A 21,942-nucleotide genomic window follows, 5' to 3' on the forward strand; every position below is an offset into this window, starting at 1 on the left:
GAGCAGACAGGAAGGTAGACATGGCGAACATTTCCACGAGTGCGGGGATCACGGGCACGTCGGGCGCCCCGCCGACCTATCCCGGCGGCACGGGCACTGCCAATTACAGTGCCAACCGCGAGGGCTTCGACCTGATTTTCCGCCAGACCGAGCTTCAGGGCCAGATGGCGGAGATCGAGGAAGACATCCGCAACATCGAGGCGAACACGAACCTCTCCGATACGGAAAAGATGTTCTCCATGCAGATGGCCATGAACGCCTGGTCGGCGGTGACCAATCTGCGCACGAACATGATCAAGAGCGTGTCGGACTCGCTGAAGACGATCGCCCGCAACGTGAACTGACCCATGACGGTTCCGCCGGTTCGCGTTTCCCTCCCCCGGGGGCGGGAACCGGCGAGAACCGGCCTGCGGCCGTCCCGAGGCCCTCGTGCAAAGGGCGGTGGTCGAGTGCGCGCCCGGAGTGCGGCGTGCAGTACGGTGGTTCAGCGCAATGACGTCGATCAGCAACACCAGCCAATTGATCCTGAAGGTCTTCTCCGGACTGCAATCCGGCGTCGAGGTGGCCTTGTCGGATGGCGAGTATACGTTCGGTTGCGGGCCGGACGACGACCTGCAATTCGTCGACCTGCTGCTGAAGAGCGGCCATGCGCGTCTGCGGATCCGGGGCGGCGTCATCGCGATCGCCGGCGGCGCCGGAGGGCTTTCGACCGGTTCCGGCCTGCAAATCGAGGCAGGCGACGAGGAATGGCGCGAGATCGAGCCGCTCGATCTGCTGACCATCGGCGGGATCACCATCGCCATCGGAGCGCCGGACGCGAAATGGGCCGAACTGACGGCGAACATGGAGCAGCGCCGGACGCCGGGAAAGGACACGGAACGTTCAAGGCCCTCCCGTCCCAACGCACGCTCCCGGGACGACTGTGCTCCGGGATGGGGCCGTTATGCGGCGGTCGCGCTCGGCTGCGTCTTCGTTCTGGCCTCGCTGCTCTGGCTGATCGTTCCCGATCTCCACGCGGGAGCCAATGCGGGTGGCGCGCAGACCGGGTCCGATTTCCAGATCGTGCGCAGGACGCTTGACGGTTTTCCCTTCGGACGCTCCATCAGCCTTCGCGAGGAGGTGGACGGCGCGCTCTATGTCGAAGGCTACGTGGAGGCGCTGGTCGAGCAACGGGCCCTGAAGAACGCCATCGAGGAGGCCGGTATCCAGGTGCACCTGCGGCTCCGGGTCCTGCAGACCATCCGCACCCAGATCGATGCGACCATCGCCAACCAGGGGGTCGACGTCACCTACGACCTGTCGCCGGCCGGCGCGGTGACGTTCGAGGGCGTCATCCTGTCGGAAGAGGCGTCCGGCCGGTTTCTCGACACGATCCGGCGCGAGGTCCTCGGGCTCTCCGACATCGCCTACAACGTGAAGACCGAGAAGACCTATTTCGCGGAAGTCCGGCATCTGGCCGCCCGCTCCGGCGTCGACGATACCGTCCTGTTCCGGCTCGACAACAAGCGGATAGAGGCGAGCGGCGTCGTCATGACCGACAAGATCGACGCATGGGTCGGTTTCATCCAGGCCTATGCACGCCGCTACGCCGACCGGATCCCGCTCACGTCCTACGTCCAGCTCGTCAACGAGCAGGGGCAGGTGCTCGCGCAGGGACGGCCGACGGTTGTCGGCGCCTCGGCCGCCATCGAAGGCTCGCGCAAGGCGGAAAGCGGCGCGCAGCCGGAATACGTGCTGGATCTGGAAAAGCTCAAGCACGGGGTGTTCGGTGCGCGGGACGTGTTCGCCGGACTTGCGAGCTCTCCCGCCGATGAGGGCGAGACCACCGCTTCGATCGCCACGGCCGGGGCTCAGGGCGGGCCGCGCGACAGCGCTTCGGCCGGCCGCGCGCAGACGTCGCCGCTCGCGGCCTCGCCGACCGGCGAGGAAAGCCTCCTTGCCGGAGCCCGCGCGCTCCTTGAGCGACATCGCGATGGCGACAGCGGCCACAGCGGCGACGGCGGCGCGCGGCGCGCCCCGGGCGGATCGGCCGACACCGTTGTCGGCGGGCAAGCGGGTGATCCGGCGGGGGATCTGGCGGGTGATCCGGCGGACGGGCCGACGGATGATCTGGCGGACGGCCAGGCTTCCGGTTCTGCGGGCGGTTTCGCGAGGGGCTCCGCGGGTGGCCTCGTGCGCGGTTCCGGCGATGCCGCCCCGGCTTCGGGCGCGACGGCCTCGGGGGCTTCTGCCTCGGGCGTGCCTGGTGCCGAGACGCCCGACATGACCGCGCAACGCGTCCTTGAACACTGGAACGAGGTGGCGCAGCGGACGCGGCCCCCGATGTCGTCGCCAGTGTTGTCACCAGCGTCGTCAGCAGCGTCGCCGCAAACGGCTGGCGGGGCGCCGGCGGCTGCGGACCGGAACCTGCGCGCCGCGTTCCTGCCGCTGATCCTGCAGCCGAAGGCCGGGCGCCGGCAATGCTGGGACGGCTCCGCGCTGACCGAGTCCGATCTCGTCACGGTGCTGTTCTGGCTCGATTTCCTGAGCCTGACGACCGAGAAGTCCCTGGTCTCCTTCGACGAGGCCAGCCAGTACCTGCTGCTCGAAGCGGCGCTGAACCCCGAACGCACGCGCCAGTGCGCGCAGCGGCTGGCCGGCGAACAGGGCCTCCCCCTGCCGTCGATGTCGTTCTACCTCGACGAGGCCCGGCGCAATCCGGCCTTCGTCCGCTTTCTGGTGCGCGACTTCCGGGTGCCCGCAATGGAGATCAGCGGGGTCATGCTGCGCGAGCGTATCCGCTACCTGCAGATGAAGAACGGCGTGAAGATCCGCGAGGGAAGCTCCCCGGATGTGAGCAGCCGTCTATCGAGCGTCGGGGCGCTCGGCGCATTGGTCCGTTCCGACAAAGGTCTCGTCCCGGTGATCTATTCGGATGATCTGTCCTGGAAGGCATTCAACTGAAATCAAGCGAAGAACAGCTGAAGCGACAGGATGGATAGTGGGAAATCGCGAATAGGAGCCGGGCCGTTTCCGGTTCTGTCAATGCTGATGAGGGGCCTCTGCGGGGGCGCAATCGCGGGAATGTGTGAGAATGCGCGTCAACTCGATCTTGTGTCATGTGAAGCGGCTGCTGCGCGCTGCGATCGCGCCGGTTCTGCTTTTTCAGGTCGGTTGTTCGGGCGTTCAGGCGCCGGATGCCATTGTCGGCGAGCCCTGGCTTGCGGGCTATCGCGATGAGCCGCGGGGCCGGGGCATCGACACGGCGAAGGTCAATCTTCCCTCCAACGGCAGGGCGCCCGTCGGGGTCGTGGCGATCATCGAGAACGAGCCCACGAACATTTCGGTGTCCGGCGAAGAGGTCCGGCGCAACGAAAGCGAACTCAACGATGCGGGCGTGTCGGGGACCGACCTCGGCGAACGGGTGGAGATCTCGTTCGACAACGACAGCCTCGACTATGTCGTGAAGCAGCTTCTCGGCGGATTGCTGACGGCGAATTACGTGGCGGCGGACCAGCTGGAGGGCCGCGTTTCCTTCCGCACCGAACAGCCGGTGCCCCGTGCGCTCATTCCCTCGATCCTGCGCGATATTCTGGCGCGCCACGGCTACGTCATGAAGCTGATCAACGGCGTCTACCAGATCGGCAGCGGCGAGACGATCGCCGCCATGGAGACCAACGCGGCGGCGGGCGCGTCGGGGGAATACGTCACGAAGATCGTCAATCTGAAGCGCGGCAGCGCGGAGGACATGGCCGGCGTTGTCGCCACGATCCTGCCGCGCGGCGCGACGGTGACACCGGTGGCCAGCTCCAATTCGCTTGTCCTGCGGCTCAGCCCGGTCGACGTCCGGCCGGTCACCGAACTGATCCGGGCGCTGGCCGACAGCGGTGCGGGAAACAGCCTCGTCGCGGTCATTCCGGTTCGCGAAAGCTCGCCGGAAAAGGTGGCCGCCGCGATCGGCGCCTACTATGCCAGCCAGTCGATATCGGCTCCCGATGTGCCCCTCGTCATCCCGCTGGAGGATCAGCAGGCCTTGCTGGTGGGCGCGCGAAACGAGCGGATCCTGCGCAACACGCGCACCCTCATCTCCGGTCTCGACAAGGACAACCGGGACGTCGCCTCCCTGCGGGTCATTCCGCTCCAGCACCTGCCGCCGGCCGATATCGCGAACCAGCTCAATGCGATCTTCGCCGGCGAAGGCCCCGCCGCCGCCGGCAAGCCCCCGGCCGCGACCGGCAGCGCGCGCGCCGACGACGGTTCCCGGACTGGCCCCGAGACCCGGCCCGGGGCCCGAAACGCCGCCGCGTCGGACGGCGGCGGCGGAGACGGCGAGAGCGTCACGCCGCCGTCGATCATTCGTTCCTCCAACGGCAGGGGGCAGGGCTCGCCGACGGCGGCCCGTTTCGAGATCGGCCGCATCGAAGGCGCCTTTGCCCCGCAGGTCGACCCGACCATTCCCCAGGCCGACACCGGCATCTCCATCGTGCCCGACACCCGCAACAACGCCTTGCTCGTCTATGCCACCTTCCGTCAGTTCAAGCGCATCCGCGACGTGGTCCGCGCGCTGGATCTGCCGCTCGCGCAGGTCGTCATCGAGGCGACCATCGTCGAGGTGGATCTGACCGACGATCTGGACTACGGCGTTCAGGCCTTCCTGCGCGGGGAGGGGGTGGATGTGCGCTCGTCGCGAACCCCGTTCATCACGGATCCGGGCGGCGCGGGCGGCGTCGCCTCCTTCGATATCGATTTCGGCGACTACACCGCGAGCTTCGTCCTGCACGCCCTTCAGGCTGTCACCGACGTGAAGGTCATCTCCTCGCCCTATCTGACGGTGCTGGACGGCCGCGCGGCGCGCCTGTCCGTCGGCGACCAGATCCCCTACCTGACCAAGCAGACCGCCGCCACCAATACCGGCACCACCACCACGACGAACGAGATCGAGGTGCGCGACGTCGGCATCATTCTGCAGGTGACGCCCAGCATCCGCTCCGACAATTCGGTCGTGCTCAATATCCAGCAGGAAGTCAGTTCGGCGAAGACCGCGGCCAACGGCGATGAACTGACGCCGATCATCCAGCAGCGCACGATCAATTCCGACATCGTCGTGAACTCCGGCAAGACCGTGCTTCTCGGCGGCCTGATCCAGGATCGGGACGACAAGGTGACGACGGGCGTGCCCGTCCTGTCGCGCGTGCCGGTGATGGGGAACCTGTTCAAGCAGACGACAAGCCGGAAGAACCGCACCGAACTGGTGGTCATGATCACGCCGCGCGTGGTCCGCCGTCCCTCCCAGATCCAGAACATCACCCGGCTCATCCGGGCGCGCCTGTCGACGCAATGACCGCGTGTTCGGATGACCGCCTGTTTGAATGACAGGTTGTTTGAATGACCGGCTGTTCGTGAGACGGGCAGGCGCCCGGGCGGATCAGGCGAACTGCAGCGCCAGCAGCCTGGTCTGCGACGCGCGCCGCTCGGCCCTGTAGGTCGCGCTCCGGCGTGCGATGCGGGAGGCGAGGGCCAGATAATGGCGGGCCGTCTTCTTCTCGTTGAGCCGCAGGGCGCAATGTCCCGCAAGCAGGCCGCTGCGCGGGTGCGGCATCTGCGAGGTCACGGAGGCGACCGCCAGATCGTAGCCGCTGCGATAAAATCCCTGTCGCGCCGCACAGGCCGACAGGGCGATCCGGCCGTAGCCCTGGACATCCTCAAGCGAGGCGATCAGCGCGAACAGGCCGGTTGCGTGGACGTAATCGAGCTGTCCGAACCGCTCGCAGGCCGCCCTGTAGACATCGTGGATGCTGGAAAGCCCGTCTGCCCCTGCCGGGAAATGGGCCCGAATGAACGCCTCAAGCCCCGCATCGGCGAGGTCGGCAAGGCCGCATTCCTCCAGATAGCGGCACAGGATCTGCGCGTCTTTCGTGTCCGAGGCCAGCCTCTCGCGAAGCTTTGTGAGGAGACTTCCGATCAGGGCATTCCCCGCGAGCGCGTCCGTATCGGCATGCCCGAAATACGTCCTGCCCAGAGCCTGCTCGGGCAGCGGAGCGACCAGAGTGCCTTGATCGTTGGGTTCGCAGAACACAGTGGCTCCAAAATCAATCAATGCGCGTTGCACAGTATGAGAGCAGGTTCAGTGTCCTTGCGATGGATACCAGATAAAAAAGTTTTATGCCAGTCAATAAAATATAACGATCAATGGACCTGTATGCGCAAATGTTTCCTCTGCGGCAGGCGGTGTATGTCCGGTCATCACGCAACGGGAGAGGCGACTAACGTGCGGCCCCCGTCAGCTCATCGCGAAACCCTCGTGCCGGCCTGCCCGATCATCCGGGCCGGCCTGATCGTGCAGCGCGGCGAGGCGGTCCAGGCAGACCTCGACGCTCTGCCGGTTGACGTCGTCGTTGGACAGGCTCGCGATCAGCAGAAACCCACCGTCCGCTGTCATTCCCGCATTGATCGGAGCGTGCAGATACGGCTCCCACCCGGCGAGGCCCAGGAAGCTTTCGAGGTCTTCCGTCCGGGGCGGGCGGCGGGGCGTCCGCTTGAGGCTGACAAGCGTGCGGCGCCCGTCCTGGGCGGGAAAGAAGCTCATCAGCCCGGCGCGGTCCAGCCTGAAGGACACGCTGCCGGTTTCGGACCGCACGATATGGTCGATCTGCAGGCCCGCGGCAAAGTCCTCGATTGCTTGCAGGACGCTTCGCGTGAATGGGGCGGTCATGGAGCTTTCCCTGAATGCGGTGGCGCGAAAGTGGTCCTGGTCAGGCGATGTCCGGATCGTGCTGGGCCTCGAAGAACTGCTCTTCGACTTCCGTGAGCTCCGTCTGCAGCTGCCGCAGCGCGTTCTTCTGTTGCAGGCAGGCCTGATCGGAGGGGAAGACCTGGTCGGGAGCCATGGCATGAAGATCCCGCAATTCATTGCCGAAAACGACCATGGTAGGCGGGAACCCGGTTTCGAACGGCTTCGTCAGCGCCCGCGCGTCGGCAAGGCTCGCGGTGGGTCTGGCGCAGAAATGAAGAAGCGCGCTTGTGAGCTCCACCGGGCCGGCCGCGCCCGCGCCGTTGGCGAAGTCCGGATCGATGCGCTGAACCCTGGCCAGCACCTCGAAGGAGGCATCGAACAGCGTGCGCATCGTCTTCAGCTTGCCCAGTTCCTTGACCAGCGCGCCCAGAAAGACGGGATCCGTGCTGGTCGTGGTGGAGGCGAGGTCGTTGCCGGCCGCCTGCATGAACAGCTCCACCACCGTGTCGAAGGCAAGGCGCAGATTGAAGCCGGACAGCGTGTCGAAGATCCGCGCCATGGTCTGCGGGCCGCGCAGCATCTCGCGGTAGTGATCGCGCAGCGCCGCCGGGTCGGTTTCCAGCGAGGGCGCCGCGTCTCTTGCGAGCGCCGCCACCGCATAGCCGGCGCGAACGTCCCGCATGAGATCGGGATCGCGCTCGAACCGCGCGCCGGCGGCCCCCAGCTCCGCGCGCAGTGCCTCGCGCGCGGCCGCCCGTTCCGGGCTCGGCCCGCGGCCCTCGAAATCGGCCTGCGTATCTTCGTAATAGCGGCTGACGGCCCGCAGGGCTTCGTATTGGTGCGTGACGTCCCTGTCGAAATCCCGCAGGGCGTGGAGGATGTCGTCCGCGGAGACGGCCCCGCCGCCACCGCCGCCCTTTTCGAGCAGGTCCTCGTATTTCTGCAGCGTCTTGACCTGATCGCGCAGATCGTCCTCGTGCGGCTTGTCGGGCAGCTTGTCATAGTAGTCGGCAATGCGCCTGAGCGCCTCGCGGTTGGCGCCCTGGCCCTGGCGCAGCTTGTCCTGGCCGAGCGAGCGCTTGTCCTTGAGATGGGCCGCCGCGTTGCCGATCTCCTCCTGAATGTCGGACAGGTCGTTGTTGATGACGGCGGCCGCGGCCGAATTGCCCTTCTGCGCGCCGCGCGCCTGTTCCAGCACTTCCGCGCCGACCGTCGATTGCACGTTGCCGGAGGCGACCTGCTGGCGAAGCGTATTGATTTCAACCATGCCCATTTCCCCGAGGGTCGAGACAAACGGCCCCGCGCCCCGTACGCCGACGAACCTGTCGATCGGCCGGGAAGGCCCTGGCTGTGAAAATACGTGTCGTTTCTTCGCACCAATGTGCCGAATGGCACACCGGACACGTCATTGGCGCATCACTATCCCGCTTCATGATGGATCGGCGGAAGGATGAAGGCCTGTGTCGGTTGAAGACGACGGGCGGGGCGGCGGTTTGCGGGCTCCGTGGCGCGAGCCTCCCCGAAACGGCACGCTTCAGGATGCGCAGACGCAGATACGGCGAGCCGAAAGGTCCCTGCTTGCGTGGCGCGACGGGTCCGTGCGCCGCGAGGCGGGGTTTGCAGAGGCTTTCGCCGGCATCGAGGCGCAGCTTTCCGCGATCCTGGCGACGCCGCTGCTGCGGCACGATGCGCATTGCCAGAGCCTTGTTCTCCGGATCGCGCGCGTCGGGACGATGGAGGATTTCGCGTCGCGCGTGGCTGATTTCGAACGCCATGTCCGCCGGATCGCCGGCCAGACATTCGAAGGCGATGCCGGTGCCTATGACCCCGTCGCGCCCTCGCAAACCGGATTGAGCCGCCTTTGCGGCGAACGGCCGGTCGCGCTGACCGGCGGCGATGTCGGCGGCGATCGCGCGGCCTACAGGACGCGTCTGAAACTGTAACCGGGACCTGTCTCATGCCGAATTTCTGGGCGACCACATTTTCCTTTCCGAGCGCGTCGATGCCGGATCCGAACCCGCTCAAAACCTTGCCCGGGTCCGCGGATGACGGGTCCGCGGATGCTCTCAACAAGGGAAATGCGGAAACCCTGTTTCCCTACATGGACGGAACATCCGCCGAAACGAGCCTGCCCAATCCCGTCGATGAGACCGGCGCGGAGGTCGATCTGGCGACGGTGGATCTCGCCAGTATCACGCCCAAATTCTTTTCCGGCCTGCATTCTTCCCAGCAATTGCAGCTCCTCAATCGCGCCGAGGCGGGCGGCAAGCTGGTGCTGACGGGTGGGGGCGAGCGTCTCGATGTGCTGCTGGGGAGCGACGGGCGAACCGTGCTGGTTCTTCAGGCGCTCTCCAAGACCGATCTGGCCCCGATGCCCAATGCGGATCAGGCCCTGATCGCGGACTACACGACCGCGCTCAATGCCACAGCGCCGGATGTCGTCGCCGATCTTGCCGCCGCATGGGGCGTGTCGCTCGGCGCGACGGCGACCTCCTACCGCGAGGCGATGAAGGCGCTGGTTCAGGAAAAGATCGACTTCATCGAGAACGACGGCAGCGCGAACAGGGACCTGTTCACGGATCAGCTGAACCTGATCATCGAGCGCATCGACAAGAACAGCCTGTTCTCCTCCGCCAACATCAACAGCGAGATCTCCGATATCGTGGACCGTTACACGCGGATGCGCCAATTCGAGAAGGCGGTCTCGGCGCAGTCCTTTTCCGACAGCGTCACGGTCCCCGAGAAGCTGAACAGCCTGGACAACAATGTGACGATCACGTCGGGGCTGGAAAGTTTCCTGGCGCAGGAAAAGCGGCTTCTGGAGCTGGCGAAACAGCGGCATTCCATCTCTCAGAGCGGCTCCCTCGATGGGAAGCGGCTGGACCTTCCCTCGCTGATCTCGATGCTTCAGCTTTCCTACAACATCAAGAAGGAGGCGGAGGTCGCCGTCCTTACCGAGGAACTGCAACAGCAGAATGCGCTGCTGCGCGACTACGCGGCCATGCAGAAGCTTGTGAACGATGTCCTGAAGACGTTTCCCTCCGGCGAGGAAGGCAGCAAGCAGAAGCGGAACATCGACGGCACGACGGATGAGAAGGTCGTCTCCGGAGCGGATCCCAACTGGTCGACCGCGAACATGGATCTGGATACCCAGGAGCGCCGGGCGATGATCATGTTCGACAGCTACTATTCCGGCCCGAACCTGCTGAAACTGGGGCACCCGCTGGAGGATCTCAGAGGCATTACGCGGCCTCTGGAGGACTTCTCCAAGCGCAAGGTGATCAACGACAAGACCAAGGAGGAGGCGACCGTTCTGGTCACCAAGACCCAGTCAGCGTGGAACATCTATTCCACGCAGCTGGCCGACGCGGTGACGCTGATCAACCAGAACAGCCAGATCCTGACCAATGACATCTCGTCGATGAACCAGGAGCGCAACCGTCACTTCGATCTCGCGAACAATGCCCTTCGCAGGCTGAACGACAGTCTGACATCGATCGCGCGGATGTAGGTGACGGAATGTCGACACCGATCCGGCCGCTCAATATCGGGCTCGAAAGCGTTTCGCGCTGGCGGGTGGATGACGAGGCGCATCTGCCGGTGCGCGGGCGCGATGCGCCGAAATTCCTGCCCAGGCAGGGCGAGCTGGACGAGATCCTGCGCCGACCGTCGCTGGACGAGCGCCTGACGGAACTTTTGCAGCCCGCATTCCTGGATTCGGAACTGCTGCGCCCCTCCGTGCTGTCCGAAACGCGGTCCGACACGCACGATGCGCTGGGCGCGCTCGCGCAAGGGGCGGGCGGCGAGGTGCGCCGGGTGCTGGGCGAGGCGCGGGCGATCCTGGCGGACGAGCTGGAACTGGAAGACGAGGTCCGCGCTGCTCTGGCCGCGCTGCTCAAGGGGTAGCCATGCTGGAGCTTGTTTCGCTCGCAACGGTTCTGACGGCCCGGCAACGGGATTATCTGGCGCTGACAGTGTTCGTGCTGGCCAGTCACGAGCGCCCGGAAAAGGCGCTGACGCTTGTCGAGGCGCTGACGGCCATTGGCGGCGAAACGCCCGAATTGCTGCTCGCCCGCGCAGTCCTGCGCTTCAAATGCGACGACTATGCCGGAGCGCTGGAGGATCTGGAGGCGTTGGACCTGTCCGATCCGCCTGGCACGGCGGCGCGCGGCCTGTCGCCGGAAAAGCGGGCTCGCCGTTACCTGCGCGCGCGCTGCTACTGGGAGACCGGACGCACGCTGGAAAGCGCCGAGATCGCGCGCAGTCTCATCTCCGAATAGCCCGTTATCGGAACGCCGCCTTTTCATCCCGCGCAGCTTTCGAGGTTTTGGTGTGCCTTACAGCACACAGAAAGTCTCCCTCGGCTGTTAGGTAGTCGAACAACAGCATTTCCGTTCGGGTGGAGGCAGCCATGTCGATCATGGATACGGATTATTCTTCCGCGGAGGACTTCACGAGACTGCTGGAAGCGTCGGCTCCCGCGATCGAGACCATTCTCCAGGCTTCGGGACTTGCCGAAGACAACCGGGTCCGGCTGATGCAGGCGGGCTACGCGCCGAAGGAGATATTCGATCTCACCGACCGCGAGATGGATGCCCTGTTCCAGTCCGGTGTCCGGGCGCTGGGCGGCGGCGATCTGCAGGGCGCGCAGGACATGTTCGCCATGCTCTGCAAGCTGGACGGGCTCGATGCCCGCTTTCCCTTCGCCCTCGCCGGCACCTTCCAGCTCCAGGAAAAGTTCGCGACCGCCGGCAAGCTCTATGCCGTCGCCCTCGGGCTCGATGCGACCCATGTCGATGCGTACCTGCGGCTCGGCGAATGCCTGTTGGCAGCGCGCGAGCCCGACAATGCCCGCGAGGCGTTCGAAGTCGCCGTCGCGCTCGTCGAGCGGGGGCACGGTGCGCCGGAATTGAAGGCGGATGCGGAGGCGATGCTGGCCCTGATCGCGGAGGCCGGAAGCGACCCGGCCGGGCCGGCCTGACATCGAGATTATTCATTCGTCACAACACGTTACGCAAACAGGATTTGATGTCATGTCGGACGTGAACGTTATTCGCTCCATGGATCCCGCGCTGGCCGGCCTCGGGCAGGGTGCGGAGCAGGCGCAGGGTCAGCAGGAGGCCGACGCCCTCAGGGCGGGCCTTGCCGGGTTCGCGGCCACGGCTCTTCCGGAGGCCGGCGGCAATGGCGCGAAGGGTGCGGCGGGGAGCGCCTCGCGCAGCTATGGCGCGGTCATGGGCGCGCTCAGCCGGCTGATGTCGAAGGGCGGCGGCGACGCGCTCGACGCGGAACTGGCGATGGCGATCGCGAAGATGAAGGACGTCGTCGGCGACGTCCAGACCGGCAAGCTGCTGAACGACGAGGAGAAGAAGCGGGCCTCGCTCGGCGAAAAGCAGAAGAAGATCGAGGAGGCGCAGGCCAAGTTCGACGAGGCCCAGGACGCCAAGAAGGACGCGGGCATCTGGGGCTGGATCAAGACCGCCTTCTCTGCCATCGCGGCGGCCATATCGATCGCCATCGGCGCCGCGCTTGTTGCCACCGGTGTCGGGGTTGCCGTCGGCGCGCTGATGATCGCCGGCGGCGTGGTCGGCCTGATCATGACGGTGGATTCGATCGTGTCGGCGACCACCGGCAAGGGAATGCTGGGCAATGCCGCCTATGCCATTGCCATGAGCCAGGGCAAGACGGCGGAGGAGGCCGCAAAGATCGCCTCCGACTGGGATACCGGTTTTTCCATCGCCATGGCCGTTGTGGCGGTGGCGCTCGCGGTCGCGACCATCGGCGTTGGCTTCTCCAGTCTGGCGTCGGCGGCAGAGGGCGTCGCGGAGGCGACGCAGGTGACGATGAAAGCCGTCCAGATCGCCGGCGAGGCGGCGGCCGGCATCGCCACCGTCGGTGAAGCCACCTCCTCCATCGGCCAGGCGGTCACCAACAAACAGGCCGCCGATCTCGGCGCCGAGGCCAAGGCCAATCAGGCCGACGGCAAGAGGATCGAGGCCTTCATCCAGACCCTCGACGATTTCATCGACATCCTGATGGCGCAGATCTCCGGGGCCAATTCGCGCTTCAACGCCATGCTGGAAACGGTCCAGGGCTCGATGAACGATCGCGCCAACACGATGGCACGCGCCCACTTCACGGGCTAATGGCCCGGGCTTTCCTTTTGAGCGAAATTTGCTGGAGGTTGAGACATGGCCATAACGCCGACCCAGGCGGGCATCGACCCTCGATACCTTCCCGGTTCCTTCATGAACGCGGAAGGCGAACTGACCGTTTCCCCGGAACAGGCGCGGCAGGTCGCGGCCGGCATCCAGGCCCGGGCCACGGGTCTTCCGGCCGGCGAACAGGCGATTTTCCTGTCGCTGGTCAAGAGCCCCGATTTCAGCCCTCCCGCGGATATCTCCACCGCCGACCTGAACGACGCGCTCGACCGTTTCGAGACGGCCTCGCGCATCATCGCGGATTTCGCCTCCAGCACGTCGCCGGGCGACAATTCCCGCATTCTGGCGCGGCTCATGGTCGAACTGGGCGGGCTCCAGCGCAAGGATGCGCTGAACAACAGGCTGGCGTTGCGCCAGCAGGCGCGCAGCGAACTGGAATCGCAGGCCGATCAGCTGGAAAAGGCCGGCAAGGAGGCCGCCTCCGCCGCCCTCATCCAGATGTGCGTCAGCATCGGCGCGGCCGCGTTTTCCTTCGCGGCCTCGGCGATGTCGCTCGGCGGTGCGATGAAAAACGCCTCCAAGCTGAAGGACCTGAAGGCCGCCATGCCGAAAGCCGGAGGCCTTGACGGCGCGCCGAACATGAACGGTGCCGACAAGCTGGGCAAGGCGGGCAATGTCGGCGATGCCGCGACGGAGGCTTCCGGCGCCACCAGGGCGGGCTCCGCGACCCGGCCGGCCAATGTCGCGGAGACCGAGACGATCGAGGTCAAGGTCTCCATCCAGAGAACCCGTGGCACGGTCGATGCCGACGGCGCGCCCTCGATCAATGCCCGCGATCCGAATGCCGCAAATTCGACGAATGCCTCCAATTCGGCCAATGTCGGCAACGGCGGAAATGAGAGTGCCCCGCCGCCGCCGCCGCAAGGCGGCAATCCGGTCGATCCCGCCGGTCCCTCCGAGTTCAAGCCCGGATTGACGGATATCGAAATACGCCAGGGCAAGGTCCAGGGCGCTGCGGGTATGGCCAAAGCCATCGGCGATATGGGACAAGGCTCCGCCGCCGGAGCGGCCTCGGGCGCCAATCTGGCCTCCAAGGAAGCCGAAGCCCAGGCCGCGCGCGAGGCCGCGGATGCGGAACTGACCAAGAGCTACGCCGATCTCAGCGCCGAGGCCCAGCAGAGCCTCAACGACATGATCAAGACGCTGATCAATTTCATCAAGGAAATGCGCGACGCGGAGGTGGCGCAGATGACGGCCATCACGCGCGGCTAGCCACGCCGACGGCGGCCGGCCGGGCGGCCTTCCGCCTCCTTCGTTTTCCGCAGACAGTCGAACGAGAGTGCGATGGAGCGCCCGGTCTTCGAAAAGCTCATACGCGATTTCTGGAGCCATCTTGCCTTGGACGCGCCGGTCTTCGACGCGGACGACGAGGTCGTTCTGGAAGTCGACGATCTCGACGTGACGCTGAGGCCCGGCGACGACGACGAGACACTCGTCATCGAGATGCACGTCGGCCGGCTGTCGCAGGACGAGACGACGCGGCGCGCCGAGCTGGAAAAGATCTTGAAGCTGAATTTCGCGCTGTCGCCGGCACGCGACACGCTCACGGTTCTGGAGCCTGAGACCGGCGGGGCGGGGACGATCCTCGCACGCGGCTTCTACCGCACGCCGCAGCGCGATTTCGCAAGGCTCGCCGATCTTGTCGCCGACGTGATTTCGACCGGCGAGACGCTTCGCATGATCGTTGCCGATGATCGGCTGTCGCCGCATTTCGCCGGTGGGCCGGGCCGGGGCGGGGAGCCCGCGGCAGACGCCGATCTCCTTATTCTGAAACCTTGATGTCCGCGCGGGCGCGGCCATCCATTGGGGGGCATCATGGAAACCCTGTTCGGTCAGAAAGTCGAAACCCTGCCGGAGGACGTGGCGATACAGCTGTGGAACGGCGCGTTGCGGGACGAGCTGGGGTTGAAGAGCGGCGATCTCCAGATCGCACTCGGCGTCGCCAACATGAAGAACCGGTCGGGCAATACGCTCACCGCGCTTCGCATCTACATGGCGCTGGTCCTCTGCGATCCGTCGAATTTCGAGTGCCTGCAGGGGCTTGCGAACTGCGCCTTGCAAAACGGGCTCTATGAGGCCGCGCTCGAGGCGGGCTCGGCCATGGTGGTTCTGAAGCCGCGCAATCCGTTGGGCTATTATTTCTCCGGCACCGCCTGTCTCGCGATGGGGCATCTGGCCGAGGCGAGGGAGGACATCGTCGAGGCCCTGAATTTTGCCGGGACCGATGAGCACCGCACGCTGCGCGGGGAATGCGAAAGGCTCCTGAAGCAGCTTGAGCTGCGAAAGAGCGCATGACATCGCCTGAAACGGCCGCGCGCGCCGCTGGCGGCTTGGCGGGGCTTCAGGGGGCGGCGCTGGCGCTGCTGGAAACGCTGTTCGCGCGCAGCCTCCAGCCGCTGGGCATCAATGGCGAAGCGGTCTTCCGGCGGCTTGCCGAAACCGGCTCGATCGGCGGCGCGCTTGGCCTGGACGAGGCGATGCTGGAAGCTCTTTACGCGCGCGCCTACCAGTATCTGCGGCTTGGGCAGGTGGCGCGGGCGGAGGAGGTGTTCCGCACCCTGTGCGCGCTGGACGGCACCAGCCCGGATCATTGGCTGGGTTTCGGCATCTGTCTGCGCGCACGCGAGAATTTCGCACAGGCTCTCGATGCCTTCGACCGAGCGGCCGAGCGCGATCCCGCCTCCGCGGCCCCGCATTTCCACACGCTCGAGGCCTTCATCCGCGCCGGGCGCTGGCAGGAGGCGCGTGCGGCCCTTGAGCGTTTCGATGCGGCCGCGCCCGATGCGGCAAGCGCCTATCTGAGCGAGGCCGTGATGCCGTTCCGCAAGGCGCTCGAAATCCACTTCGGATAGAAGGGGCCGGTTTTGTCATCGCGCATCGGCGACCTGCTGGAAGCATATCGGGATCTGGTGCGCAGCCGGACAAGTCTCCCCGACGCACCGGAACCGGAGGCGGACGTCCCGGTCGATGAGGCCGGATCCCCGGCCCTCGGCGATATGGCGGATCTTGCCGCACTGATGGATCTGGCTGAGCGCCTGCTGCGCAGCCCTCCCGGCGGCCATGGCCGACTTTCCGGCGGCGGCGCCGGTCTCGTTCCGGGCTTGCGGGAACCGGCAGGGACGGCGCCCTTCGCCGCCATGCGCATGGCCGTTGAGAGCCCTGGCCTGACCGGGGAGGCTGCATCCGAGACGCGCTTCCCATCTCCCGGCGCGGCGGGAGATGTCCCCGCCGTGCCGGACGAGGCGGAGCCTTTGGAGCGGTTTTTCCGGCTTCTGGACGTGAGCGACGAGGGCGGTCTCGCGGACTTGGACAGGATCGGGGATCCGGACGCAGGCGGGGATGCGGGCGGGGCCTGGAGCGACGGCGGTCTCTCCATGGTGATCCTCAACGCGGCGATGATACCCGGCTGGCCCGGCATCGCCGCAACCGCCACTTTCCGCGAGAAGGCGGCCGCCGGGCTCGTGCGGAAATTCGCCGGCGACGGGAGCTTCTCCGACGAGGAGATCGGAGCCTATCTGGCCGGCCTTGGCCTCGATCCGGACGTTGTGGAGAAACTGCGAAGACAGGTCGCATCGCTGGATGCGCGCGGCCGGAAGGTCGCCATGTGGCTCGCCTGTCTGATTTCGCTTCTCGGCAGGATCGTCTCGACGTTGCGCCGGGAGCTGGAGGATATGACCCCCGGACTTTCTGAAGATCCGGCGACGCGGTCCAGCCGCGACCGGCTCTATCTCGATTAGGGGGCGGACCCTTGCCGTCCCATTTCCGGGGGCGCCCGCAACGGCTGCACCTTGCATCAAACGGCACAGCGCCGGACGCGCGATCGCGGCATGATCTCCCCATTTTCAAAGCCGAAGGAGCGTTGCTGATGGATCCCACTATTCCGCTGAAGTCGGCCCTGTCGGCGTTGCTGTCGCGGCAGGTGCAGGCCGGACCGGATGCGCCCGAGCAGGCCCATACCGAACAGGCCTTACCGCAACAGGCCACGGCGCCGGCGCTCGGCGCGGTGCTTCTGGATTTCTTTCGCGCCAGCTCCAATCTCGGCGTTCTGGGGCTTCATCGGCCGCGCAATGCCGGCGATGTGGAGGCGATTCTGGCGCAGCTGTCGCTGACGCTGGACCGGCTGGCATCCGACAATGACGGCGCGAAGGGGATCGCCCGGGCCGCCCAGCGGCGCAACGTGCTGAGCGAATTGAATGCAGGCTATGCCAGCGCCGAGGGGCTGCGTCTGGCGGTCGCCGACAAGAGCCGGCAGCTGGATGAAGTGACCGCCACGCGGGACGCCATGAGCGGGGACCTGTCCGTCCTGGAGGCGCGGGCGGGCGCACTGGCGCAGGCGATCCCCGGCCTGGAAGGCGACGAACAGGCCCACGCCATGGAGGAGCTGGCGGCCGTGAACGCGACGATCTCCGATGTCGCCGCCGTTATCGCCGGGCTGAACGGCGACATAGATACGCTAGCCGCCGAAATCGCCGGCCTGAACGGCGCGTTGAGCCTTCTCACCGTCTTTGCCGATTTTCTTGCGGACTTTGTCCTGAAGACGACCTCCCGGGAGGACGGAACCCGGGTCGACGACGCGCAGGACCATGCCTCCCGCATCCAGCAGGAAGACACGGCCGGCGAGATCCTGCCCCTGCTGGAGGAGATTTTCGAGATCCGTCTTGAGGACGAGGCGGTGCGGGAGGTCATCGTCGACAACGATCTGAGCGAAAACGAGGTTCGGGAGACGGTTGAAAGGGCGATCGGCCTGGCGGCGACGGTTTCCGCCGCGATCGAAACCCTGTTGCTTTCGTCCGATCTCGTCGCCTTCGACCCGAACGCCGTCGCCGGGGCGACCGGCAAGGCCGGGAGATTGCAGATTTCTCTCTAGACGTGGGCGACGGTCGAGCGGGAGGGGCTGGGGCGTGCGTGCCGGTCCCTGCCGCGTTACACGTCGGGCGGATTGACCGTCGCCCGTCGGCGCGTTGTCTGGTTTTTGGAAAGAATGGTCGGAGTGGCAGGATTTGAACCTGCGACCCCCTCGTCCCGAACGAGGTGCGCTACCAGGCTGCGCTACACTCCGACTGGTCCGGCTCAGGGTATTGAAAGCGCTTCTGGTGGCCGGTCGAGGTGTTTCGAACCGGCAGCGCTCCCTGAGGGACGCGGTCTTATAACGTCCTCGTTCCCCGCTCGCAAGCGACGAGTTGTGCCTTTATCCACCGTTTCGTGACGGCCCCGAAAAAAGCGCGTGGAAATTGTTCCCGTTCGGATTTTCCGACGCGCAACGTCGGCGGGGGCAGCGGCGGGCGAACTTTCGCGGCAAACGCGCCGGCCGGCCGCACCAGTCGGGGACAAGTGGAAAAAGCGGCGGGCCTCTGCGCGTTCCCCGGCTTGCGAGTGCAACGGCTTGCCGTTATAGGAGGGGGCCACGGCCAAGGGCCGTTCGTTGGGGCGTCGCCAAGTGGTAAGGCAGCGGCTTTTGGTGCCGCCATTCGCAGGTTCGAATCCTGCCGCCCCAGCCACTTCTCCCTTCTTTCAATTCTCCGCGTTCCGAAAAAAAAGCGCCCCGTGCGGCCATCGCGTCATAGTCGCTGACCGTTCGGCGCCCGTGCCGCGTCGGCGAAGGATCACCGCGCGGTTGCGGTGTGGGCTCTATGTCATCCGCCGCGCGATTCGCACCCGTCCTCATCACCGCGGTGGCTTTTCGCCTTGCCAGATCGTCCGTCGGTCGCGCGCCGGCCGCAGAGCCATTTCCGGTGCGCCGGTTCCCGGCTTGGCATCGGTATAATCACAGAGTTTAGATGTCACCATTCTTATGTATTGTTATATATTAATACTGATAGTGGTATCATAATAAACAGAATTGCATACAATATATTTTGTTAACGGGTCTGTTTTATTTAATCTCAGAGAAGGGGACGCTTCGGAAATTAATGGGAACACGAATGGTCGGATTCTTGAAGCAGGCGAACAGCGATCTTCTGGCGTCCGCGTTGCACGCGCTGACGAACAACGTGATGGTCGCGGACAAGGACTACCGGATCGTTTACATGAATCCGGCGGTCCGCACGCTTCTGAAGCAGGAGCAGGAGAGCATCCGCGAAAGCTTTCCCGACTTCGATGTCGACAAGCTCATCGGCCGGTCCATCGACGAATTTCACAAGAAGCCGGCTCATCAGAGATCGCTGCTTGAAGGCCTGACCGAAAAACACACGGCAACGATCCGGATCGGCGGCACGACATTCGATCTCGTCGCCAACCATATCGTCCGGGGCGGCAAGCGCGTGGGCACCGTGGTCGAATGGGCAGATGCCGCCGCGCGGATCTTCACCGTTGAAAATGCCTCCAAGATGGAAGCGCTGGCGCGCTCCCAGGCGATCATCGAGTTCGATATGGACGGGACCATCCTTACCGCGAACGACAATTTTCTCAATGCGCTCGGCTACACGCTGGAGGAGGTGACGGGCAAGAAGCACGCCATCTTCGTCGATCCGTCGGAGCGTGAGAGCGAGGAATACCGGCGCTTCTGGGAAAAGCTGCGGGCAGGCGAGTTCCAGTCGGCCGAGTATCGCCGCATCGGCAAGAAGGGCAATGACGTCTGGATCCAGGCGACCTACAATCCGGTCTTCGATGCGCAGGGCAAGCCCTACAAGGTGGTGAAGTTCGCCACCGACATCACCCAGCAGGTGGAGGAGCGCCGCCGCCGACGCGAAATCCAGCGTCAGATCGATGCCGATCTGAACGAGATCGTCGGCGCCGTATCGCGGACCGCGGAACAGGCGACCAGCTCCGCCGCCACCTCGTCGACGACGGCCGACAGCGTCCAGACGGTTGCCGCCGCGACCGAGGAACTCGTCGCCTCCATCCAGGAGATCAGCCGGCAGGTCAAGACCGCGCTCGACATATCCCAGCGCGCCGTCTCCGAGGCCAGCAAGTCGAGCGAGATCATGTCCGGCCTGTCGGAGGACGCCAAGACCATCGGCAACGTCATCGAGCTGATCGACAGCATCGCCAACCAGACCAACCTTCTGGCGCTCAACGCCACCATCGAGGCGGCGCGCGCGGGCGAGGCCGGCAAGGGCTTTGCGGTGGTGGCCTCCGAGGTCAAGAGCCTCGCCTCGCAGACCAGCAAGGCGACGGAGGATATCTCCGCCCAGGTGCAGTCGGTGCAGGCCACGACGGAGCATGCGGTCGGTGCGATCGAGGCCGTGCTTTCGATCATCAACCAGATCAGCGAGATCTCCGAGAACGTCGCCTCCGGCGTGGAAGAACAGAGTTCTGTCACCGCCGAGATCTCGCGCAGCATGGTGACCGCCTCGGAGGGCGTGGCCACGCTGACGGCCAACATGACCTCCATCTCCGCCGCGACCGCCCAGATCGACGGCGCCACGCGCAAGGTGAGGGAAGCCTCCGCCTCGGTCGTCTAGGGCAGCGTACGAAAGCTGGGAAACGGCCCGATCCATCCACCGTCATCACCCGGCGAAGTCCGGGTGATCCAGCACGCGCAGCCCACGTCGCGGACGAAGGTGGATCGCCCGGACTTGCGCCGGGCAATGACGACGGAGGGGGCAACGCACCGATCCCTCCGACATGCCCGTGCTTGCGACCTACCGCCCGTAGATGTCCTCGTAGCGGATGATGTCGTCCTCGCCGAGATAGGAGCCCGACTGCACCTCGATGAGCTTTGTCGGGATCTTGCCGGGGTTGGCGAGGCGGTGGCGGGCGGCCAGGGGTATGTAGGCGGCCTGGTTTTCCGACAGGAGCTGCACCTCGCCGTCGATGGTCACCTCCGCCGTGCCGGAAACCACCACCCAGTGCTCCGCGCGGTGAACATGGCTTTGCAGCGAAAGCTGCGCGCCGGGCTTCACCATGATGCACTTGACCTGGAAGCGCGCGCCCTCGCTCAGGCCCTCGTACCAGCCCCACGGCCGGTAGACCCGCTTGTGCTCGATCGCCTCGATGCGGTTTTCCGCCTCCAGCCGCTCCACGATCTTCTTGACGTCCTGCGCCTTGTCCCGGTGCGCGACCAGCAGCGCATCGCGGGTGTTGACGACGAGCACGTCGGAAAGTCCCAGCACCGCCACGCTTGCATCCTGCGAATAAACGAAGCTGTCCGAGGTATCCATGAACAGCGCCTCGCCCAGCGCCGCGTTGCCGTCGGCGTCTGCGGGAAACACCTCCCGTACCGCCGACCACGAGCCGAGATCACTCCAGCCCGGATCCATCGGCACGCAGGCGACGTTCTGCGCCCGCTCCATGATCGCGTAGTCGAAGGAGATGTTCTCGATCGCGGCAAAGGCGGTCGCCTCCAGCCGGAGGAAATCGAGATCGGCCGTCGCCCCGTCGATTGCGGCGCGTGCGCCTTTCAGGATGTCCGGCGCATGGGTCTCGAAGGCGGCTTTCATCGTGCTTGCGGAAAACAGGAAGATGCCGGCGTTCCACACGTAGCCGCCGTCGGCGAGATAGCCCTCGGCGCGCGCCCGGTCGGGCTTTTCGACGAATTCCAGAACCGCGCGCACCGCGCTTTCTTCCCCGCTCCCGTTTTCGGCGTCGCCCAGATGGATATAGCCGTAGCCGGTGTTCGGCTCGCTCGGGCGGATGCCGAAGGTGACGATCCGGCCCGCCATTGCCGCTTCCTTGCCGGCCGTCACGGCCGCCAGAAAGGCCGCCTCGTCGGTGATCAGATGGTCGGAGGGCAGCATCAGGATCAGCCCGTCGGGGTCGTTCTCGCCCACCATCAGCGTGGCGATGGCGGCAGGTGCTGCGGTGTTGCGGCCCTGCGGCTCCAGCACGATGCGCCCGCCGGCAAGGCCTGCCTCCGCCATCTGTTCGCCGCAAAGAAACCGATGGTCCTGATTGGAAATGACGAGCGGCGCGGAAAAGTCCTCCGCCGATACCCGGCGACAGGTCTTCTGGAAAAGGCTCTCGTCGCCGAAGATCTGCAGGAATTGCTTGGGGTATGCCTTGCGCGACAGCGGCCACAACCGCGATCCGGAGCCGCCGGAGAGAATGCAAGGATGGATCATGACCGCA

20 protein-coding genes and 2 tRNA genes are annotated in these 21,942 nt (G+C 65.6%); 17 read left to right on the forward strand and 5 right to left on the reverse strand.

The window, feature by feature from the left end; translation table 11 throughout:
- Positions 1-20 precede the first annotated feature (20 nt).
- The 3 genes from V2L18_RS04830 to gspD all read left to right on the forward strand — a co-directional run bounded on the left by V2L18_RS04830 (position 21) and on the right by gspD (position 5,320).
- Positions 21-344: an EscF/YscF/HrpA family type III secretion system needle major subunit gene (locus V2L18_RS04830; RefSeq protein WP_336176676.1), complete on the forward strand. Its 324-nt coding sequence runs from the start codon at positions 21-23 to the stop codon at positions 342-344.
- 148 nt (positions 345-492) lie between these two features.
- Positions 493-2,943 (forward strand): EscD/YscD/HrpQ family type III secretion system periplasmic domain-containing protein, encoded by a 2,451-nt coding sequence (locus tag V2L18_RS04835; protein WP_336176677.1) that lies wholly within the window; start codon positions 493-495, stop codon positions 2,941-2,943.
- Positions 2,944-3,073: 130 nt separating this feature from the next.
- Entirely contained in the window at positions 3,074-5,320 is a 2,247-nt protein-coding gene (gene gspD, locus V2L18_RS04840) for a type II secretion system secretin GspD (protein WP_336176678.1), read from the forward strand.
- Between the two features lie 84 nt (positions 5,321-5,404).
- Here gspD and V2L18_RS04845 read toward each other — a convergent pair whose 3' ends face one another.
- The 3 genes from V2L18_RS04845 to V2L18_RS04855 all read right to left on the reverse strand — a co-directional run bounded on the left by V2L18_RS04845 (position 5,405) and on the right by V2L18_RS04855 (position 7,979).
- Positions 5,405-6,055 (reverse strand): hypothetical protein, encoded by a 651-nt coding sequence (locus V2L18_RS04845; protein WP_336176679.1) that lies wholly within the window; start codon positions 6,053-6,055, stop codon positions 5,405-5,407.
- Between the two features lie 204 nt (positions 6,056-6,259).
- Positions 6,260-6,691 (reverse strand): hypothetical protein, encoded by a 432-nt coding sequence (locus tag V2L18_RS04850; protein ID WP_336176680.1) that lies wholly within the window; start codon positions 6,689-6,691, stop codon positions 6,260-6,262.
- A 40-nt stretch (positions 6,692-6,731) separates the two neighbouring features.
- The gene (locus V2L18_RS04855; RefSeq protein ID WP_336176681.1) at positions 6,732-7,979 is read right to left on the reverse strand and encodes an HrpJ domain-containing protein; all 1,248 of its coding nucleotides are present in this window, start codon (positions 7,977-7,979) and stop codon (positions 6,732-6,734) included.
- Positions 7,980-8,172: 193 nt separating this feature from the next.
- Here V2L18_RS04855 and V2L18_RS04860 point away from each other — a divergent pair, with 193 nt between their 5' ends.
- The 12 genes from V2L18_RS04860 (at position 8,173) to V2L18_RS04915 (ending at position 17,800) form a co-directional block, all read left to right on the forward strand.
- Positions 8,173-8,655 carry a hypothetical protein gene (locus tag V2L18_RS04860; protein WP_336176682.1) on the forward strand — a complete coding sequence of 161 codons (483 nt, stop codon included), beginning with the start codon at positions 8,173-8,175 and terminating at the stop codon, positions 8,653-8,655.
- Positions 8,656-8,714: 59 nt separating this feature from the next.
- Complete coding sequence (locus tag V2L18_RS04865; RefSeq protein WP_336176683.1) at positions 8,715-10,223, forward strand: hypothetical protein; 1,509 nt, start codon at positions 8,715-8,717, stop codon at positions 10,221-10,223.
- A gap of 8 nt (positions 10,224-10,231) precedes the next feature.
- Complete coding sequence (locus V2L18_RS04870) at positions 10,232-10,618, forward strand: hypothetical protein (RefSeq protein ID WP_336176684.1); 387 nt, start codon at positions 10,232-10,234, stop codon at positions 10,616-10,618.
- Positions 10,619-10,620: 2 nt separating this feature from the next.
- Positions 10,621-10,992, forward strand: coding sequence for a tetratricopeptide repeat protein (locus V2L18_RS04875; protein ID WP_336176685.1), 372 nt, complete (start codon positions 10,621-10,623; stop codon positions 10,990-10,992).
- Positions 10,993-11,123: 131 nt separating this feature from the next.
- Positions 11,124-11,693, forward strand: a complete 570-nt coding sequence (locus V2L18_RS04880; protein WP_336176687.1) for a tetratricopeptide repeat protein — start codon at positions 11,124-11,126, stop codon at positions 11,691-11,693.
- Positions 11,694-11,745: 52 nt separating this feature from the next.
- Positions 11,746-12,858, forward strand: coding sequence for a type III secretion system translocon subunit SctE (gene sctE / locus V2L18_RS04885; protein ID WP_336176689.1), 1,113 nt, complete (start codon positions 11,746-11,748; stop codon positions 12,856-12,858).
- 45 nt (positions 12,859-12,903) lie between these two features.
- Positions 12,904-14,145, forward strand: coding sequence for a hypothetical protein (locus V2L18_RS04890; RefSeq protein ID WP_336176690.1), 1,242 nt, complete (start codon positions 12,904-12,906; stop codon positions 14,143-14,145).
- Positions 14,146-14,217: 72 nt separating this feature from the next.
- Positions 14,218-14,712, forward strand: a complete 495-nt coding sequence (locus V2L18_RS04895; RefSeq protein ID WP_336176692.1) for a CesT family type III secretion system chaperone — start codon at positions 14,218-14,220, stop codon at positions 14,710-14,712.
- 36 nt (positions 14,713-14,748) lie between these two features.
- Positions 14,749-15,228 carry a pathogenicity island protein gene (locus V2L18_RS04900; protein WP_336176694.1) on the forward strand — a complete coding sequence of 160 codons (480 nt, stop codon included), beginning with the start codon at positions 14,749-14,751 and terminating at the stop codon, positions 15,226-15,228.
- Positions 15,225-15,785 (forward strand): tetratricopeptide repeat protein, encoded by a 561-nt coding sequence (locus tag V2L18_RS04905; protein WP_336176696.1) that lies wholly within the window; start codon positions 15,225-15,227, stop codon positions 15,783-15,785. Before V2L18_RS04900 ends, V2L18_RS04905 begins: the two co-directional genes overlap by 4 nt.
- 12 nt (positions 15,786-15,797) lie before the next feature.
- On the forward strand, positions 15,798-16,670 hold the full coding sequence (locus V2L18_RS04910; RefSeq protein WP_336176698.1) for a hypothetical protein: 873 nt from the start codon (positions 15,798-15,800) through the stop codon (positions 16,668-16,670).
- A gap of 128 nt (positions 16,671-16,798) precedes the next feature.
- Positions 16,799-17,800 carry a hypothetical protein gene (locus V2L18_RS04915; protein ID WP_336176700.1) on the forward strand — a complete coding sequence of 334 codons (1,002 nt, stop codon included), beginning with the start codon at positions 16,799-16,801 and terminating at the stop codon, positions 17,798-17,800.
- 115 nt (positions 17,801-17,915) lie between these two features.
- Here the strand turns inward: V2L18_RS04915 and V2L18_RS04920 are convergent.
- Positions 17,916-17,992 (reverse strand) — tRNA-Pro (locus tag V2L18_RS04920).
- 364 nt (positions 17,993-18,356) lie between these two features.
- Here V2L18_RS04920 and V2L18_RS04925 point away from each other — a divergent pair.
- A tRNA-Gln gene (locus tag V2L18_RS04925) sits at positions 18,357-18,431 on the forward strand.
- A gap of 423 nt (positions 18,432-18,854) precedes the next feature.
- Positions 18,855-20,336, forward strand: coding sequence for a PAS domain-containing methyl-accepting chemotaxis protein (locus tag V2L18_RS04930; protein ID WP_336176702.1), 1,482 nt, complete (start codon positions 18,855-18,857; stop codon positions 20,334-20,336).
- Positions 20,337-20,516: 180 nt separating this feature from the next.
- On the opposite strand, the gene V2L18_RS04935 is transcribed toward V2L18_RS04930, so the two are convergent.
- Entirely contained in the window at positions 20,517-21,935 is a 1,419-nt protein-coding gene (locus tag V2L18_RS04935) for a mannose-1-phosphate guanylyltransferase/mannose-6-phosphate isomerase (RefSeq protein WP_336176704.1), read from the reverse strand.
- Positions 21,936-21,942 lie beyond the last annotated feature (7 nt).

The sequence above is a fragment of the Breoghania sp. JC706 genome, from assembly GCF_037026715.1.
Classification (GTDB): domain Bacteria; phylum Pseudomonadota; class Alphaproteobacteria; order Rhizobiales; family Stappiaceae; genus Breoghania.